At 73.2% G+C, this 15,936-nt stretch carries 14 protein-coding genes and 1 pseudogene; 6 read left to right on the top strand and 9 right to left on the bottom strand.

From position 1 onward, the window contains the following. Window positions 1–237 precede the first annotated feature (237 nt). On the top strand, window positions 238–816 hold the full coding sequence (locus EV376_RS07135; protein WP_130321339.1) for an LURP-one-related family protein: 579 nt from the start codon (window positions 238–240) through the stop codon (window positions 814–816). A 185-nt stretch (window positions 817–1,001) separates the two neighbouring features. On the opposite strand, the gene EV376_RS07130 is transcribed toward EV376_RS07135, so the two are convergent. The 8 genes from EV376_RS07130 to EV376_RS07095 form a co-directional block, all read right to left on the bottom strand. Continuing rightward, window positions 1,002–1,382, bottom strand: coding sequence for an Rv3654c family TadE-like protein (locus tag EV376_RS07130; protein WP_486482874.1), 381 nt, complete (start codon window positions 1,380–1,382; stop codon window positions 1,002–1,004). Window positions 1,383–1,438: 56 nt separating this feature from the next. Then, on the bottom strand, window positions 1,439–1,849 hold the full coding sequence (locus EV376_RS07125; RefSeq protein ID WP_130321337.1) for a TadE family type IV pilus minor pilin: 411 nt from the start codon (window positions 1,847–1,849) through the stop codon (window positions 1,439–1,441). Continuing rightward, on the bottom strand, window positions 1,846–2,019 hold the full coding sequence (locus EV376_RS07120) for a DUF4244 domain-containing protein (protein ID WP_207228064.1): 174 nt from the start codon (window positions 2,017–2,019) through the stop codon (window positions 1,846–1,848). The genes EV376_RS07125 and EV376_RS07120 overlap by 4 nt, the downstream gene beginning before the upstream one ends. A gap of 19 nt (window positions 2,020–2,038) precedes the next feature. Further along, window positions 2,039–2,797 carry a type II secretion system F family protein gene (locus EV376_RS07115; protein ID WP_486482873.1) on the bottom strand — a complete coding sequence of 253 codons (759 nt, stop codon included), beginning with the start codon at window positions 2,795–2,797 and terminating at the stop codon, window positions 2,039–2,041. An 11-nt stretch (window positions 2,798–2,808) separates the two neighbouring features. Continuing rightward, window positions 2,809–3,873, bottom strand: coding sequence for a hypothetical protein (locus EV376_RS07110; RefSeq protein ID WP_130321334.1), 1,065 nt, complete (start codon window positions 3,871–3,873; stop codon window positions 2,809–2,811). Then, window positions 3,870–5,072: a TadA family conjugal transfer-associated ATPase gene (locus EV376_RS07105; RefSeq protein WP_130321333.1), complete on the bottom strand. Its 1,203-nt coding sequence runs from the start codon at window positions 5,070–5,072 to the stop codon at window positions 3,870–3,872. Before EV376_RS07105 ends, EV376_RS07110 begins: the two co-directional genes overlap by 4 nt. Next, a complete protein-coding gene (gene ssd / locus EV376_RS07100) occupies window positions 5,069–6,124 on the bottom strand; it encodes a septum site-determining protein Ssd (RefSeq protein ID WP_207228063.1) in 1,056 nt (351 codons plus the stop codon). The genes EV376_RS07105 and ssd overlap by 4 nt, the downstream gene beginning before the upstream one ends. A 414-nt stretch (window positions 6,125–6,538) precedes the next feature. Beyond that, the gene (locus EV376_RS07095; protein WP_130321331.1) at window positions 6,539–7,036 is read right to left on the bottom strand and encodes a hypothetical protein; all 498 of its coding nucleotides are present in this window, start codon (window positions 7,034–7,036) and stop codon (window positions 6,539–6,541) included. 696 nt (window positions 7,037–7,732) lie between these two features. On the opposite strand from EV376_RS07095, the gene EV376_RS07085 reads away from it, so the two are divergent. The 3 genes and pseudogenes from EV376_RS07085 to EV376_RS07075 all read left to right on the top strand — a co-directional run bounded on the left by EV376_RS07085 (window position 7,733) and on the right by EV376_RS07075 (window position 9,672). Next, window positions 7,733–8,536 (top strand): HAD-IB family hydrolase, encoded by an 804-nt coding sequence (locus EV376_RS07085; RefSeq protein ID WP_130321329.1) that lies wholly within the window; start codon window positions 7,733–7,735, stop codon window positions 8,534–8,536. Between the two features lie 210 nt (window positions 8,537–8,746). Continuing rightward, window positions 8,747–9,148 (top strand): annotated as a pseudogene (locus EV376_RS30755) (isoprenylcysteine carboxylmethyltransferase family protein); the annotation flags it as partial. Beyond that, on the top strand, window positions 9,043–9,672 hold the full coding sequence (locus EV376_RS07075; protein ID WP_130321328.1) for a TetR/AcrR family transcriptional regulator: 630 nt from the start codon (window positions 9,043–9,045) through the stop codon (window positions 9,670–9,672). The pseudogene EV376_RS30755 and the gene EV376_RS07075, both read left to right, overlap by 106 nt. A 147-nt stretch (window positions 9,673–9,819) precedes the next feature. Here the strand turns inward: EV376_RS07075 and EV376_RS07070 are convergent, their stop codons facing one another. Further along, window positions 9,820–10,569 (bottom strand): oxidoreductase, encoded by a 750-nt coding sequence (locus EV376_RS07070; RefSeq protein WP_130321327.1) that lies wholly within the window; start codon window positions 10,567–10,569, stop codon window positions 9,820–9,822. 249 nt (window positions 10,570–10,818) lie between these two features. Here EV376_RS07070 and acs point away from each other — a divergent pair, with 249 nt between their 5' ends. Further along, window positions 10,819–12,807: an acetate--CoA ligase gene (gene acs / locus EV376_RS07065; RefSeq protein ID WP_130321326.1), complete on the top strand. Its 1,989-nt coding sequence runs from the start codon at window positions 10,819–10,821 to the stop codon at window positions 12,805–12,807. Between the two features lie 268 nt (window positions 12,808–13,075). Then, on the top strand, window positions 13,076–15,859 hold the full coding sequence (locus EV376_RS07060) for an immune inhibitor A domain-containing protein (protein WP_130321325.1): 2,784 nt from the start codon (window positions 13,076–13,078) through the stop codon (window positions 15,857–15,859). Window positions 15,860–15,936: the final 77 nt, after the last annotated feature.

Genomic DNA, 15,936 nt, shown 5'->3' with positions numbered 1-15,936 from the left:
TCCCTGGCGGGCACCAGCGTCCTTTCCGGATGGGGGGTCTTCCTTCGCCGGCGGGCCAGCGTCCTTCCTTCGCCGGCGGGCCGGCGTCCCTCCTCGGCCGACGGCCGGCATCCCTCCTTCCCCGGCGGGCCGTCCATCCCTTTCGGCGGCGGGCCGGCGTCCTTCCTCCGGGGCGGCGGGCAGGCGCGGACGCCCCGGCTGTGCGAGACTCCCGCCCATCTTTTCGAAGGAGATCTGATGCAGCCCGACATCCTGCAGTCCCAGCAGCAGTTCCACATCCGGCAGCGCATCCGGATGATGGTCAACCAGTACGAGGTCCACTCCGTCGCGCCGGACGGCTCCGAGGGCGGCCTGCTGGCGTTCGCACAGCAGAAGCGGCTCGCCTTCAAGGAGCAGGTGACCATCTACACCGACGACTCGAAGCAGCAGCCGCTGCTCGGGTTCAAGGCACGGCAACGCCTCGACCTGGGTGCCACGTACGACGTCACGGACCACGCCGGCAACCCGATCGGCCTGTTCCGCAAGGACTTCGCCCAGTCCCTGCTCCGGTCCACCTGGCACGTCGAGCAGTCCGGGCTGCCCCAGGTGACCGGACAGGAGCGGTCCCTGCCGGTGGCCCTGCTCCGCCGCTTCGTCGACTCGCTGTCCTGGCTGCCGTACCACTTCGACTTCGTCGCGAACGGCCAGCCCGTCTTCTCGGTGGTGAAGAAGTGGGGCCTCCGCGACCGGTACGTCGTCCAGATCCAGCACCCCCAGATCGACCGTCGGCTGGTCATCGCGATGGCCGTCGCCTTGGACGCGCTGCAGTCCCGCTGACCCGATCCGACCCCGCCCGGCACCGCCTACGGGCCTGCGCCGGGCCGGCAACGGTCCCGGCCGGCCTGCCCCGGGGAGGGCCAGAGATTCCGCCGGCCTGCCCCCGGGGACGACCAGACGATTCCGCCGGCCTGCGCCGGGGACGGCAGCGCGCCCGCGCCGGCCTGTGCCGGCCCTGCGGGCACTCATGCCCGGACGGGGCCGGCGCGGGCGCGGGCGGTCGCGACCCGGGCCAGCCCCGGCAACGGTGTGGCGGCCATTTCGACCGTGACCAGGACGTCCAGCCCGTCGAGCCGGCAGTCCACGAGCCGCCCACCGTTGTCCCGCACGACCTCGCCGGCCGTTTCGCAGGCGGTCGGCGGGCCGAGGGCGGCGTCCGCGGCGCCGGCGAGGGCTCCGAGATCGGCGGCGACGCCGGCCTGCTGCCGCGCGACCCGGGCGGCACCGATCGCCGCACCGGCCGTGCCGAACACGACGAACGCGACCCCGACCGCCAGCAGCAGGAGGGTGGCGCCACCCCGATCGGAGCCGGCGCCCACCCTCACCCCGGACCTCCTGTTCTTGATCGAATACGGGTCAGCGGCACCCTGACCGGCGGGTCGAGTCGCCACGGCGTGTCCGATCACCGTCCCGCCTCCGTCGCTGGCGCCCCCGGGACGCCCACCGCCGGTGCGGGAGGCCCCGGACCGGGCTCGATCGCCGCGACCGCGGTCGCCGTGACGGTGAGCCGGGGCAGTCGCGCACCGATGACCCGGACCGGGGCGTGGACGGTCACGCGTACCCGCTCACCGTCGCTGCTGATCGAGATGTCGGCTCCCGTCGGGGCCACCCGGCCCGCCGCGACCCGCCCGTCCTCGCCCCGGGAGGTGGCGATCGCCGCCTCCCGGGCCGCGTGCAGGCAGGCACCCTTGGTGCCCACGGCGTCGACCGCGGTCAGGCCGGCGAACAGGAGGAGCAGCAGCGCCGGAAGGCCGGCCGCCAGTTCGGCGGTGAAGGACCCCCGGTCGCGGCCGGCCCTCCGGCGCCACCTCACTTGAGTGCCCGGTCGATGACGGCGGTCAACGCCGACTGCACGTTGCCGGAGGTCAGCACCTTGAGCAGGATGCCGGCGAAGGCGACCGCGGCGAGCGTGCCGACGGCGTACTCGGCCGTGTTCATCCCGGCGTCCCCGCGCAGGCGGGCGATGATTCTGCGCACGTGCATGGTCCTTTCTTGAGTGTGTTCAGAGCACGTCGCCGAGTACGGCGACGATCACCGGCACCAGACCGGCGAGAATGAAGGCCGGCAGGAAGCACAGTCCCAGCGGCAGCACGATCAGCACACCGGCCCGGCGGGCGGCCGCCTCCGCGGCCGTGGCCCGGTCGGCGCGCAGGTCGTCAGCGAGCCGGGTCAGCGCGCCGGCCAGCGCGGCTCCGCTGGCGGCGGAGCGGAGCGCGGCCGCGGTCAGGCGCTCGGCGCCGGGCACGGGGTGGAGGGTCGCCCACGCCTCCTCCGGCTCGGCACCGAGACGGAGCAGGCGGCCGACGCGGGCCAGCCGCTGCGCGAGCGGCCCGTCGAGCGCCTCCGCCACCGCCAACACCGAGCGGTCGACCGGGGCGCCCGCGCGCATCGCCGACGCGAGGAGGTCGGCGGCGAGCGGCAGGTCCGCTGCCTCGCGCCGGCGTCGCTCGCGTACCGCTGGCGGTTCGATCCGCCGGAGCATCCGGTCGAGCAGCGCCGCGGCGAGCGGGGCACCGAGCGCGCCCGGCCAGCCGCCGACCACCACGCCGACCGACACACCGGCGAGCACCGCCACGAGGCGGATCGCATCCGGCCGGAGACGGGACCGGCCAGGTGCCGCGCGACCCTGCGTGCCGTCCGGCTCGACCGGGGATGTGCCGGCCGGGGTTTGGCCCAGGCCACGCAGGCGGCGCAGCGGGCGACGCCGTACCCGTCCGACCAGCACCAGCAGGGCCCCGCCAGCCAGCAAGCAGGCGGCCAGCATCGCTCCGGTCATCCGACGTCCCGGCGCGGAACCGAGGTGAGCCGTTCGGCCCAGAGCAGGCCGGCGACCTGGAGCACGACGGCGAGCCCGGCGCAACCACCGCCCACCGGGGTGTGCAGGAGCACCGCGACCGGGTCGACACCGATGCCGTACCCCAGGCCGATGCCTCCGAGCGGAAGGGCCGCGAGCAGCCAGGCGGTGGCCCGTGCACCGGCGGCCTGCGCCGCCGCCGCGGCCAGACCTCGGTCGGCCGCCCGGGCGTCCACGTCGATCCGCTCCAGCAACTCGGCCAGTGGCGCGCCGGTGCGGTCGGCGAGCTGGACAGCGGCCCGGACCAGGCCGGCCGGAGCGCCACTGGTCGAGAGCGCGACCGCCTGGCCGACCGGCAGGCCGGCCCGCAGGTCGGCCGCCAGATCGCAAAGCTGGTCCAGGCGACGCCGCCGCGCCCGCTCGGCGCTGCGCACCGCGCGCTGCCTCAGCAGCGCACGGACGGCCAGCGCCCCGTACGCGCCGCCGGCAACGGCCGCCACCGGACCACCCAGCACGGCACCCCCGGCAGCGGTCGCCGCGCCCACCGTCAGCAGGGCCCGTCGCGGTGCCGCCACCAGGCCAGCCATGAACGGCGTCAGCTGGACGCCACCCCACCGTCGTGCCGATGCGGACCCCGTTCCCGTCGCCGGCGCACCGGCGGACGTGGGCACGTGACGCCTGTCCGCCGCCGGTGGGGGCGACCCGGCGGGGCGACGGGAGTCCCGCCGGGGTGGTGGACCTGTCTGCTCCCCCTGCCCGGCCGGGCGAGTCGCGTCGAGCGCCCGAGCGCGCGGTCGAGCCGGGGTCGCGCGCTGCGGGAGACCGGACGACGTTACGCCGCCCCGACCCGTCGGGCGGCGGTCAGCCGGTGCCGTGGCGTCGTGACGCAGGCTGGCGACCCAGGCGACCAGCGGATCCTCGGCCACCCGGAGGGCACCGGCGGCAGCGGCACGACGGCGGGCAAGCTGACCGAGCACCGGACGAGCCGCGACGGCCGTCAGGGTGACCAGGACCAGGACCGCCAGGAGGTAGGGCCGGTTCATTCGGGGCCCGCCGATCCGGGCCAGGGTCCGCGCAGCACGGGCGGCACCGCCACATCCCTCGCCCGCAGCAGCTCGGCCAGCCGGCCGGCCGCCGGCCCCAGCCCGGCGCGCGCCCAGGCGGGCACGGCCCGGACCAGCCGGTCAGCGCCGTCGGGCAGGAGCAGGCAGATGGACTCCAGGACCCGCCCGGAGGTGGAGCGGCGGACGTGGAGCACCACCTGGAGCGCCGCGGCCACCTGGGCGTGCAGCGCGGGCCGGGGCAACCCACCGAGCAGACCGAGCGCCTCCAGCCGGGCGGGCACGTCGGACGGCGCGTTGGCGTGCAGCGTCCCGGCGCCGCCTTCGTGACCCGTGTTGAGCGCGGCGAGCAGGTCGACGACCTCGCGGCCCCGGCACTCGCCGACCACCAGCCGGTCCGGCCGCATCCGCAGGGCCTGCCGGACCAGGTCGGTCAGGCCGATGGCACCGGTTCCCTCCACGTTGGCCGTCCGGGCCTGCAGGCCGACGACGTGTGGGTGGCCCGGATGGAGTTCCGCGGCGTCCTCGACCAGCACGATGCGTTCCGTCGCCGGCACCAGACCGAGCATCGTGTTGAGCAGAGTCGTCTTGCCGGATCCCGTGCCACCCACGACCAGGTACGCGAGCCGGGCCGCGACCACCGCCGCCAGCACCGGGGCCACCGAACGCGGCACGGCGCCGTCGCGGACCAACTCGTCGAGCGTGAACGGGCGCTGCCGGAAGGTCCGCAGGGAAAGGTACGGCCCGTCGGTGGCCACCGGAGGCAGGACGGCGTGCAGCCGGGTGCCGTCGGCGAGGCGGGCGTCGGCGTACGGGGAGCCGTCGTCCAGCCGCCGACCGGCGCCGGCCGCGAGCCGCTGGGCGAGCCGGCGTACGTCGTCCACCGAACCCACCGGCACCGCCACCTGCCGGAGGCCCGCTCCGCGGTCGACCCAGACGCGGACGCCGTTGACGAGAACGTCGGTGACCTCGGGGTCCGCCAGCAGCGGGGCCAGCGGGCCGGCACCGACCAGGTCGTCGTGCACCCGGTCGGCCAGGCGGAGGAGGGTGGTGTCGCCGAGCACCGCGGCGGTCGGCTCGGCCCGTACGGCGGAAACGATCGCGGCCGGGGTGACCGGAGCGGCCGACGACGCGATCCGCTGCCGGACCCGGCTGGCGAGGCCCTCTCCCCCGGCTGTCACGCCGCACCCGCCGTGGACCTGCCGGTCAGCTCGCCGACGAGCCGCTGGCACAGCGCGGCCAACGATCCCCGCCCGTCCGCGGCCGGCGCCTCACCGCGTTCCAGCCCTCGACCCAGCGCGGGCTCCGGGCGCAACGTACCGGCCAGCGGAAGCCCGAGCGCCCGCGCGACCTCGGCGGCCTTGAGTCGGCCCGGGGCCGGCCCACGGACGATCAACGCCAGGTCGACGCAGTGCGGCGCGGCGGCGGCGACGACGCGGGCCGCCGCCGCGGTGGCGCGGAGCTCGGCGGGTACCACCACGAAGGCACGGTCGACCGACTGCAGGGCGATCACCGCCGCGTCGTCCAGGTGTCGGGGCAGGTCGACCACGACAACGTCCCGACCGCGTCGGGCGGCGTCGAGGGCCGCGGCCATCGCCGGGGCCGGCAGCGGCAGCAGGTCACCCCGATCCCAGGAGAGGACGACCAGGTCGCCCCTGCTCGGCAGGGCCCGTACCAGCGACGGTGCGTCGACCCGCCCCTCGGCGTCGGTCAGCGCGGGCCAGCGGAGGCCGTCCAACTGCTCCCAGCCGAGCACCAGGTCCAGTCCCCCGCCGAGCGGGTCGGCGTCGACCAGCAGCGTCCGGAGCCGGGACCGGGCCGCCGTGACGGCGAGACCGCCGGCGAGCACGCTCGCGCCGGCACCGCCTCGCCCGCCGAGCACGGCGACCGCCCGGGCGCCACCCGGAACCGCCTGGTCCGGCCCGCACTCGGCGAGCCGGTCGACCAGCCAGGGCTCGGCTGCGGGCAGGGTGGCGACGTGCTCGATCCCCATCAGGTCGGCGACCTCCCAACCCGGGTCGAGCTGCCCCGACCTGCCCACCAGCACCGACCGCCGCCGGTGCGGCAATCGCGCCCGTAGGCACGGCTCCGCCTGATCGCCGCCGACCAGGACCAGCGGAGCCGGCAACCAACGTGGTCGGGCGGCCGCCGGATCCGCCGCGACGTCGACCTCGACACCACCGGCCGCGGCGAGCCGCAGCAGATCGTCGAGCAGATCGCTGTCGGACGTCACGAGCAGGGGCAGACGCCGAGGGGGCGGTACGGAGGTGGTGCGGGGTGGCATCACGGCCTCCAGGCGGGTCGGCTCGGAATCGCTGACCCGGAACCCTGCCCGGTCCGTCCGCCGCTTGTCGGTCCCCGGAGTGCCGCCTGTGGACAACGGAGGTGCCTGTGGACAACGCCCGCAGCGGCAGTTGATCTGCTATGCGTCGCCGACCCGAAGACCTCGGTACGCCGAGGTCAGCCGCCGGATCGCGGCACGGGCGTACTCAAACGACGGCGGTGCCCGTCCCAGCTGCACGAGGCGAAACTCGTCACCCGCATCGTCGGAGCAGGCGGCCCGGCCCGGTCGCCGTACGGGTGCCTGCCCGGCCCGGCGCGAGACGCGACCCGGGCAGGTGGAATTGACGTCCGATGACGCGGCTGGCTATTCGACGGCGAGTGCGGCGGATACCAGCAGGGCTGCAACGACCACGGCCCGGATCACCCACTGCACGACCGCCCGGGACCGGTTGGAAATCACTCCCAGCTGTTGGTAGCGGTGGGTGAGAGCGACCGTCGAGAACGCCGCGATCAATACCAGGCCACCGACCACCGAAAAGACGACCACTCCGGGCGAAAGCAGTTGTTCGATGAGGTCGCTCGCCTTATTAAAGGCGCCCAGCAGGGCTGCTCCCTCGACGACCGCAAGATAGGAAACGAGCACCAGACCTACGATGATCATCGGCAGCGGTGACGGCAGATGGGCAGGTGACGGACCCTCCTCCGGGCGTCGTTGCCGTTGCCCGCCCGTCACGTTGGTGGGTTTCGAGCGGTCCGAAATGGTGTCCAGCCACACCCGGTGCAGTTCTCGCAACTCGACCACGACGGCGAGCAGAACGACGGGGACGACCTGAGCGATAAGGGCTGCGTAACCCTTGTCCATTGCCTCTTCCTCGTTACGTGAATGGGCGAGAAACTGCCGTCGGCTCGACCTGGGTCGTTCCGCATTCCGGCGGCGCGTACCGTTGCCGCACGGCGGACGGTAGCGGCCGGCACCGCATCGTCGGGACGCGGCGGCCCGGCTGTCGATCGTCCGGACGCCCCGGCAACCTGGCCCGCGGCGCGCACGGTCAGCCGGACGCGGGGGTTCCTGGCCACGAGAGCTTCGACGACGCTGAATCGTTACACGCGCACCGAGTGACTGGGCCGCCCGTACCGCGTTCGGCGACCCCGCTCTCCGCCGGCGGCGGAGGCTGCCCTGGACGAGACGGAGGCGGGCCGCGACCCGCGGCGGAGCAAAGTCCGCAGATAGGGACGACCCCCGCCGGGGGGAGACGGGGGTCGTCGGGAGGTTCGGCTCCGGGGGGGTCGAGCCGAACCCACTCAGCGGTCACGGGGGGTGCAACCGCCGAGGGTCTGCTGGTCGTCCGAGACATGAACGCTCGTCGTGCCGACAGTCTGCCTGAGTGAACCTGGCTACGTCGAGTGGTGTAGCCTCCACTCCCTGCGAAATCCTGTTCGCAGAGTGTGATCACGGTCACGCAGAGCGGGACGTATCGGCGGCTGGCCCGCAGGTCCGAGGGGTCGGTGGACCCCGGGCACCCGCAGACCATAGACCATCCGACTAGACTTTCGCGCCGTGGGCCGAAGTGCCGTTTTTTTCGATCTGGACAAGACCGTCATCGCCAAGTCGAGCGCGCTGGCGTTCGGCCGGCCGTTCTACCGGGACGGTCTGATCACTCGGCGTGACGTGGTCAAGTCGGCGTACGCGCAGCTGATGTTCCGGCTGGGCGGCTCCGACGAGCAGACCATGGCCCGGACCCGGGACTATCTGGCCACGCTGTGCAAGGGCTGGCAGGTGGAGCAGGTCCGCCAGATCGTCGCGGAGACACTTCACGAGCTGATCAACCCCTACGTGTACGCCGAGGCCGCGGCGCTGATCGAGGAGCATCAGGCGGCCGGTCGGGACGTGGTTCTCGTGTCGGCGTCGGGCGAGGAGATGGTCCGGCCGATCGGCGCGTTGCTCGGCGTGACCGACGTGATCGCCACCCGGATGGGCGTGGTCGACGGTCGCTACAGCGGGGAGATCGAGTTCTACGCGGCCGGCCCGGCCAAGGTCGACGCGGTGGGCGAACTGGCCCTCAAGCGGGGGTACGACCTCGCCGACTCGTACGCGTACTCGGACTCGTACACCGACCGCCCGCTGCTGGAGTGCGTCGGCCACCCGACCGCCGTGAATCCCGACCGCCAGCTGCGCAAACTCGCTCTGGAGAACTCCTGGCCGGTGCTGGAGTTCCGGCACCCGGTCCCGCTGGGCCGGCGCCTGCGCGATCGCCCGGCCGTCCCGGTCGCGGCCGCCGCCCTCGGCGTTGGGGTGGGCGTGGCGATCGGCATCGCCTGGTACGGCCGCCACCGCCGGACCCGCACGGCCCCCGCCGCCTGATCGTCGCCCACCGGCTGCCGGGTCGCCGGCTGTTCCGGCACGTCAACGCGTCCCGACGGCGGGCCGCACCCCCGCTTCACGGCTCTGTCCCGGGGCACGACCAGGCGCCCCCCAACTCTTGATCAGTCGCTCAAATATCCCTAGCCTTGGGCTGACCGCTCGCTCAAGAGACCGCCCCCCGCACACCTCGGCGACAAGCCTCGGGCGGTGTACGTCCCAGGCGATCCGGCGGTGCTACGGCTCGACGCCGGGTGTGCACCCTGCTCGGTGCGGTGCCATCCGGCGGGGCTCGCGATCCTGCCGGCCAACGGACAGGTGCGGGCCGAGTACCGGGGCGGCGACGGCCACCCGGAACGGGGGGTGGCCGCCGTCGCCCGCAGGCGAGCAGCCGCACCCGGGCCGGGCCTCCGTCGGAGGGACATTCCGGTCGTCCCGGGGACGACCTGGCTGGCGCAGCTGGCGACCGATGCGATGATCGCACCGCCACACGCAGCGGGAGGGGAGCGATGTCCGACACCAAGCGGCGCCTGCTCGACGGCACGATCACCGCGATCGGGCAGCACGGCATCGCCGGCGTCTCCGCCCGCACCATCGCCGCCGCCGCCGGGGTGAACCAGGCGTTGGTCTTCTACCACTTCGGCAGCGTCGACGAGTTGCTCGCGGCGGCCTGCCGGCAAGGCACGGCCGAGCGGGTGGCGCACTGGTCACCGCGGCTGCGCAAGGTCCGGTCGCTGCGCGAACTCCTCGACGTCGGCCGCGCCCTGCACGAGGAGGAGCGGACGCTGGGCAACGTCTCGGTGCTGGCCCAACTGCTGGCGGGCGCGCAAACCGACGAACGGCTCGTGGCTCCCACCGCCGAGGCGCTGCAACTGTGGGTCGACGAGATCGAGTGGGTCCTGCGCCGACTGTTGGCGGGGTCGCCGTTCGCCGAGGTCGCCGACGTGCCGGGGTTGGCCCGGGCCGTGTCGGCCGCGTTCATCGGCCTGGAACTGTACGACGGGGTCGACCGGCCCGCCGCCGACCAGGCGATGACGGCGCTGGACCAGCTCGCCGTGCTCATCGAGATCGTGGACGACCTCGGCCCGATCGCCCGGCGCGCCCTCCAGAGCAAGATCAGCCGGGCAGCACGCCGCTAGCGCCCTCCAGGCCAGGAGCCGGGTGGCAGCACGCTGACGGAGCACCGCCCCCCAGGCCAGGAGCCGGGTGGCAGCACGCTGACGGAGCACCGCCCTCCGGGGCGGGATCAGCTGGGCGCCACCTGACCGGCGAGCGCGGCGCGCACGTCAGGAGGCGGTGGCCAGCACCTCGTCGCCGATCGCGGTGAGCTGATCGACGCCCACCTCCACGGCGCTCATGTAGTGCCGCAGCCAGGAGCGCAGCCCGTCCGGCGTGCCGGTGGCGAACGTACCGGCCGCACCGACGTACTCGGGCTCCCGTTCCCGGTGGCCGACGTCCACGGCGAGCAGGCCACGCGGGTCGAAGCCGCTGGCCATCAGCACCAGCCGCGCGGCGCCCCGGGCCACCACTCCGGACGGGCCGGCGAAGGGCCGCAGGTTCAGCAGCTCGCCGTGGACGACGGCGGCCAGCACCAGCGGCGGGACCTTCGTACCGCCGGCCGCCAGGGTGGCCAGGCCGTCGAGCCGGGCGGCCACGACGGGGTCGTTCACCGGGCGGCCGAGGTCGGCCTCGGGTACGGCGTCCCGCGCGGCGAGCACGTGCAGCCTCGCGAGGGCCTGGCGGGGGGCCTTCGGCCACCGGTCGGCCAGCCCCGGCAGCGCCCCGGCCACCCGCAGCGCGCCCTGGAGCACCGGTTCCGTGACGGTGCCGGCCCGGACCTCCTCGCGCTCGTGCGCGTACCCCTCGAGGGCGGCGCTCGCCACCGCGGACCGGAGGCTAACCTCGGCCGCGACCTGACCGCCGTGCCGGCGCAGGGCGCGGTGCCGCAGCGCCTGGTCGAAGCGCTCGCGGGCCCGCTGCACGGCGGGGGCGACGTCGGCGAGCGCGAGCAGCGGGGCGAGCGGGTCGTCGGTCACCCCGTCACGCTATCGACCACCCCGCACGACCCGCGGGCGAGCCGGCGGAACGCGACCGCCGCCACTCGCGCGGTGGCGACAAGGGACCCGCAGGCGTTGCGAAGGGCCCTGCCGTGCCCGGTGCCGCCCGGCGCGCTCCAGGGGCCGCTCGGCGCGGCGGTGCGCCGCCGACGGTCGCCTGCGAACCGTCGCCCCGCTAACCTCTCCTGCGAGAGACGCAGGTCACCCCGAGCGACGAGGGAGTACGGCATGAGCGAGGCATTGGCCAATCTGCTGAACGAGACACGCCAGTTCCCGCCGCCGGCCGAACTCGCCGCGAACGCCAACGTCACCGCCGAGGCGTACGGCGAGGCGGACGCCGACCACCTGGCCTTCTGGGAGCGGCAGGCCGACCGGCTGACCTGGGCGAAGCGGTGGGACGAGGTGCTCGACTGGTCGAAGCCGCCGTTCGCGAGGTGGTTCGTCGGCGGCCAGCTCAACGTGGCGTACAACTGCCTGGACCGGCACGTCGAGGCGGGCCGGGGGGACAAGGTCGCCATCCACTGGGAGGGCGAGCCGGGTGACAGCCGCGCGATCACGTACACGGAGCTGCACCGGCTCACCTGCCAGGCGGCGAACGCGCTGACCGAGCTGGGCGTCACCGCCGGCGACCGGGTGGCGATCTACCTGCCGATGGTGCCGGAGGCCGCGGTCGCGATGCTGGCCTGTGCCCGGATCGGCGCCACGCACAGCGTGGTCTTCGGCGGCTTCTCCGCGGACGCCCTGACCAACCGGATCCAGGACGCCAGCGCGAAGGTGGTCATCACGGCCGACGGCGGCTACCGGCGGGGCAAGCCGTCGGCGCTCAAGCCCACGGTCGACGAGGCGGTGGCGAAGTGCCCGTCGGTCGAGCACGTGCTCGTGCTGCGCCGCACCGGCGAGGAGGTGGCCTGGTCGGAGAAGGACCGCTGGTGGCACGAGACGGTGGAGACCGCGTCGGCAGAGCACGTGGCGCAGCCGTTCGACGCCGAGCACCCGCTGTTCATCCTCTACACCAGCGGCACCACGGCCCGGCCGAAGGGCATCCTGCACACCACCGGCGGCTACCTGACCCAGACGGCGTACACCACGCACGCGGTCTTCGACCTCAAGCCGGAGACGGACGTCTACTGGTGCACCGCCGACATCGGCTGGGTGACCGGCCACTCGTACATCGTGTACGGCCCGCTCTCCAACGGCGCCTCCCAGGTCATGTACGAGGGCACCCCGGACACCCCGCACAAGGGCCGGCTCTGGGAGATCGTCGACAAGTGCCGGGTCACGATCCTCTACACCGCTCCCACGCTGATCCGCACGATGATGAAGTGGGGCGAGGACATTCCCGCCGGCTTCGACCTGTCGTCGCTGCGGCTGCTGGGCAGCGTGGGCGAGCCGATCAACCCCGAGGCGTGGATGTGGTACCGGCAGCACATCGGTCACGGCCAGCTGCCCGTCGTGGACACCTGGTGGCAGACCGAGACCGGCGCCATCATGATCTCCCCGCTGCCCGGCGTGACCCACGCCAAGCCGGGCTCGGCGATGACCCCGTTGCCGGGGATCAGTGCCGATGTGGTCGACGACCAGGGCCAGTCGGTGCCCAACGGTGGCGGCGGCTACCTGGTGCTCAAGGAGCCGTGGCCGTCGATGCTCCGGACGGTCTGGGGCGACGACAACCGGTTCATCGAGACGTACTGGTCGCGCTTCGGTGCCGGCGCCAACCACGGTAGCGACTGGGTCTACTTCGCCGGTGACGGTGCGAAGAAGGACGACGACGGGCACATCTGGCTGCTCGGGCGGGTCGACGACGTGATGCTGGTGTCCGGCCACAACATCTCCACCACGGAGGTGGAGTCGGCGCTGGTGTCGCACCCGTCGGTGGCCGAGGCGGCGGTCGTGGGCGCGACCGACCCGACGACCGGGCAGGCCATCGTCGCGTTCGCGATCCCGCGGGGCAGCACGGACACCGCTGGCGAGGCGGGCGAGCAGCTCATCGCCGACCTGCGCAACCACGTCGCGAAGACGCTCGGGCCGATCGCCAAGCCGCGGCAGATCATGCTCGTGCCGGAGCTGCCGAAGACCCGCTCCGGCAAGATCATGCGCCGGCTGCTGCGGGACGTGGCGGAGCACCGGTCGCTCGGCGACGTCACCACGCTCCAGGACTCGTCCGTGATGGACCTGATCTCCGCGGGCATGAGTGGCGGGAAGTCCGACGAGGACTGACGGCCGGCGTACCCGGACGGGGTGGCGGTCCGCGCGGACCGCCACCCCGTCGCCGTCTCTGACGCCTACGGAGCGCACACGGCCGAGCTGCGTCACATCGGTCGGTCGGGGGAACCGGAGAAGCTGAACGGACACAGGCTGGGTCCACCCCCTGTCGTCCGCGTTCTTTGTGATTTAGGTTCACGCAGGTCGGACCGGTTCGATGGGCATCACATCGACGAAGACGGCCGACCGATTCCCTCTCCCCATGCCCGAGAAACGGAGCGGCATGAACAGAAATCCGAAAGCCGGGTCGCGTCGGCGCCTACTCGTCGCGCTGCCCACCCTCGCCCTCGCCGCCACGTCACTGACCGTGATTGGCGGCTCGGCGTCGGCACAGTCCGGTCCGGCCCCGGCAACGATCGGGGCGGACGAGTTCTACATCAACTACGCCGAGCCGGCGGTCCAGCCGGACAGCGACGGTCGCGAGGTCAAGGGCAAGGGCGGCGTCCACGCTCCCGCGGTCGACGAGGCGCGGGCGTACGACCGCAAGTTCGCTCACGGCAACCCGGTGGCCGCGCGCCAGCTGGCGAAGAACGAGGCCAAGGCGATCAAGACGGGGCAGAGCCCCCGGCAGATCAAGCAGGCCAAGGGTACGCAGACCGCCAAGTTGCTGACCCTGCTGGTGGAGTTCAACGAGAACGCCAACGACGACTTCACCGACGTCATGGTCCCCAGTACGGTCTTCGAGGACCGGAGCTGTGTCCTCGGCACCGTCCAGAACGGACCGCTGCACAACAACATCCCGAATCCGGCCAGCCTGCCGAAGCTGGACAACAACTCGATGTGGGTGCCGGACTTCTCGCCCGAGCACTACGACAAGATGCTCTACACCTCGGAGGGCATCACGGAGCGGGTCCGCACCGACCTGACCGGGCCGGACGGCAAGCCGGGCGTCAGCTTGGCCGGCCGCACCATGCGCAACATGTACCTGGAGATGTCCAAGGGCGCGTACACGGTCGACGGGCAGGCCAGCCCGTGGATCAAGGTGCCGCACTCGGAGGGCTGGTACGCGGCCTCCCGCTGCTTCCAGGACGAGAACGGCAACTGGGTCGCCGGGCGGCAGCAGTCGATGAACGGCCACCCGGACAACCCGCAGGGCGCCGGGCGGCTCGCGGTCGACGCGATCGAGACGCTGGCCCAGATGGACCCGAACTTCCCGTGGGCCGACTACGACATCGAGGACCAGGCCGACCGGGACGGTGACGGCAACTTCTTCGAGCCGGACGGCGTCATCGACCACCTGGTGCTGGTGCACGCCGGCAAGGGCAAGTCCAGCGGCGGCGGGGCGCAGGGCACGTACGCCGTCTGGGCGCACTCGTCGTCGATCACCGGCGGCTACACGATCCCCGGCACCCAGCTCAAGGTGTCGAACTACATCGTGCAGCCGGAGGACGCCGGCGTCGGCGTCTTCGCCCACGAGTTCGGCCACGACCTCGGCCTGCCGGACCTGTACGACACCTCCGGCAACGCCGACTCGGACATCGACTTCTGGGACCTGATGGCCTCGGGCTCGCACTCGGGCGAGATCTTCCAGGCCCTGCCGACCCACATGGGCCTCTGGGGCAAGTGGGTGCTCGGCTGGGCCGACCCGCTGGAGTTCGACCCGGGCGACGGGCCGCGGAGCGTGCAGCTGGGCCAGACCTCGCGGACGCCGCGGGGCACCAAGGACGGCGTCAAGATCAACCTGCCGGACAAGGTGATCACCCTGGCGGAGCCGCACAGCGGCGACAACATGTGGTACTCCGGCGCCGACCAGAACTGGGCGGACATCAAGATCGCCCGCGAGGTGGCGGTGCCGGCGGCGGCGGACGCGAAGTTCTGGATGTGGAACAACTACGTCATCGAGGCGGACTGGGACTTCGGCTTCGTCGAGGTCTCCACCGACGGCGGCGCGACCTGGGCCGAGCAGAAGGTCTACGACTCGACCGGCAAGCTGGTCACCACCGACGACGGCTACGCCGACCCGAACGGCCGCATGGTCGACTTCGGCAACAAGAAGTACGGGCTCAGCGGTGACACCGACGGCTGGCGGCACGACTACGTCGACCTGTCGGCGTACGCCGGGACGACCATCCAGCTCCGCCTCCGCTACGCCACCGACGAGGCGTTCGTCGAGCGGGGCTGGTTCGCCGACGACTTCTCGGTGACCGGCGGCGCCACCACCTGGAGCGACGACGTCGAGAACGGCACGGCGGGCTGGACCGCCACCGGTGGCACGTTCGTCGACACGACCGGTCCCGGCTGGCGCATCGACAGCGGCACCTCCGTCCAGGCGCACTACTACCTGGCCGAGTGGCGCAACTTCGACGGCTTCGACGAGGGCCTGAAGTACACCTACGACACGGTGTACTCGCGGGACGCGTGGAAGGTCGACCGGGTCGCGTACAACGCCCCCGGCATGCTGGTCTGGTACCGGGACACCGCGCTCGGCGACGTCAACCACGTCACCGCGCAGGCGACCGCCCTGCCCAGCTACGGCGCCAAGGGCGGCCTGCTGATCGTGGACTCGCACTTCGACCCGCTCCGCCGCCAGGGCGAGGCGGCCGACAAGGACCCGTCGGTGCTGGACAACCTGCCCAGCCGCCCGCAGTCCTCGAACGCGGCCTTCTCGCTGCACCCCACGTACCCCTTCAAGGAGTGCCTGGAGGCGGCGGGTGAGCCGTACAGCGAGTACTGCACCAGCTTCGGCGCCCAGCCGGCCGTCCCGGCGTTCACCGACGCCAAGGGCTGGTACCCGGGCATCGAGGTCCGCGGCTCGTCGCTGTTCGCCCGGGACGCCGACGCGTCGGTGGTGATCCCGTCCAAGGGCCACGTGCCCTACACCACCCGAATCACCAACCCGGACGGCAGCCCGGCCACCGACCTGTACGGCACGGACCTCGGGTTCACCGTCCTGGGCTCGGGCAACCCCGGTGACGCCGACGCCGCGTACGGCGTCACGATCACCATCAAGCGGGCCGCGAAGGACAACTCGTACGCCACGGTGTACGTGACCCCCGCGAGGCCCTGACCTCGAATCGCCGCACGGCGGGGCCCGGACGGAGCGCAGGCTCCGGCCGGGCCCCGCCCGCGTGTCACGGCTCCGAG

It is taken from the genome of Micromonospora sp. CNZ295 (genome assembly GCF_004217535.1).
The sequence above is the reverse complement of the archived record's forward strand: the minus strand, read 5'-3'. Positions and strand labels throughout refer to the sequence as shown.